The sequence below is a fragment of the Polaromonas sp. genome (assembly GCF_030682935.1).
Taxonomy (GTDB): domain Bacteria; phylum Pseudomonadota; class Gammaproteobacteria; order Burkholderiales; family Burkholderiaceae_C; genus Polaromonas.
This window is the reverse complement of sequence record NZ_JAUXNA010000033.1, coordinates 1-1,834: the sequence shown is the minus strand read 5'-3', so window position 1 is coordinate 1,834 and position 1,834 is coordinate 1. Positions and strand designations below refer to the sequence as shown.

The following is a 1,834-nucleotide window of genomic DNA, read 5'->3' as shown; positions in this document are numbered from 1 at the left end:
CACTTGCCTGCCGCCTCACAACAGCACTCGATCCTGTCGTTCGCGGAGGCTGACATCGTCGGTTTGGTCTCACGCATGCAGCCCTTCATGGGCAACATCGGAACCACGCCGTCACGCGATCTGCCGGACTCCCACAACTGCGGCGATTTCGGCGCTTTCCTCATCAACGCCCCGCACAAATATGGCATGAGCCAGGAGGAACTGAACCGCCACAAGACTGACGGCCACATGGATGCCAACTCGGTGCGGGCCGGTGCTGTCGTCATCTGCCCGGTGAAGGTGCCGGGCGGCGGCATCTATATTGGGGACATGCACGCCCAGCAGGGCAATGGCGAGATCGCCGGACATGCCACCGACGTTTCGGGCGAGGTGGAGCTGCAAGTGGATGTCATCAAGGGGCTGGCCCTTGACGGGCCGATCCTGCTGCAGCGCCTGGAGGACTTGCCGCTGTTGGCGCGCCCCATCACCCCGGAGTTGCGTGAGAAGGCGCACGCCCTGGCGCAGCGTTTCGGCGGCATTCCGCTGGAGGACAACGCCCCGATTACCTTCATTGGCTCCGGCGCCAACCTCAACGATGCCGCCACGAATGGTCTGGAGCGCGCAGCCAAGGTCACCGGTCTGCCTTATGACGAGATTCTGAATCGTGCCACCATCACCGGCTCCATCGAGATTGCCCGGTTGCCTGGGGTGGTGCGGGTCACGTTCCTGTGCCCGATGCCGGTGCTCGAGCGCATCGGCATCGGGCATCTGGTGCGGGCGCAATACGGGCTGTAGGCGTCTGGCGGCGGCCGAGTGCAGTCATGGGTTTCAGAAAGCGTGGGGTCAAGTCTCGATACTGTTCGTGTAGATAAATCGAGGCCATTTCTGCTCCTCGCGGGACAAAAAACCGGAAGTGTGAAGCCTGTCAGGAATTTGATGTGTGCCGTCAAGCATGCAACACCATGGGTCTGCAAATCCGGCAAAAACTGTTCTCGCCGGGGTCTTGTTTTCGCTTTCGATGTCCCAGGCCCACCCGGGAGGAAGCTGGTCAGCGCCTGACCTCATCCACCAGCGTCTTGAACTCGTCGATATCCTCGAAGCTGCGGTACACACTGGCAAAACGCACGTAAGCGACTTTGTCCAGTTTTTTAAGCTCGCGCATCACCAGTTCGCCAAGGCGGGCGGACGGCACTTCGCGGGCACCCAGGTTCAGCAGCTTTTCTTCAATCCGTTCAACTGCAGCATCGACCTGCTCGGTGCTGACCGGCCGCTTGCGCAGCGCCAAGGTCATGGACTCCATGATTTTGCTGCGTTTGTACTCGGTGCGCCGCCCGTCTTTTTTGACGATGGCCGGGAAGTTGACATCGGGCCGCTCGTAGGTCGTGAAGCGTTTTTCACACGCGGCGCACTGGCGACGGCGGCGTATGAAGTCGGCGTCTTCGGAAACCCGGGTTTCGACGACCTGGGTTTCAAGATGTCCACAAAAAGGGCATTTCATGGGCGGTTTAAGCTATATTTTTAAGCATTTTAGGTCGCTAGCCCAATAGGCACGGGCGCAGACAGCTATTAAAATCATAGCTTTCTGCGCAATCCGTGCGGTTCAGCGGTTTAGCCGTAAACCGGAAAACGGCTGGTCAAGGCGTGAACCTTGGCGCGAACGGCGTCGATGTTGGCGGCATCGCGCGGGTTGTCGAGCACATCGGCAATCAGGTTGGCCGTCATGCGCGCTTCCTCGTCCTTGAAACCGCGTGTGGTCATGGCCGGGGTGCCAATGCGCACGCCGCTGGTCACCATCGGTTTTTCCGGGTCGTTCGGGATCGCGTTTTTGTTGATGGTCATGTGGGCGTTGCCCAAT

Annotated in this window: 2 protein-coding genes and 1 pseudogene; 1 reads left to right on the top strand and 2 read right to left on the bottom strand. The window is 59.9% G+C overall.

Annotation, left to right across the window (positions count from 1 at the left end; genetic code table 11):
• The coding region (locus Q8K05_RS01180; protein WP_305244723.1) for an acetamidase/formamidase family protein at positions 1-774 on the top strand (774 nt) is incomplete at its 5' end.
• 253 nt (positions 775-1,027) lie between these two features.
• Here Q8K05_RS01180 and nrdR read toward each other — a convergent pair.
• Positions 1,028-1,477, bottom strand: coding sequence for a transcriptional regulator NrdR (gene nrdR, locus Q8K05_RS01175; protein ID WP_305244722.1), 450 nt, complete (start codon positions 1,475-1,477; stop codon positions 1,028-1,030).
• Positions 1,478-1,587: 110 nt separating this feature from the next.
• Positions 1,588-1,834: pseudogene (gene glyA, locus Q8K05_RS01170) on the bottom strand (serine hydroxymethyltransferase); the annotation flags it as partial.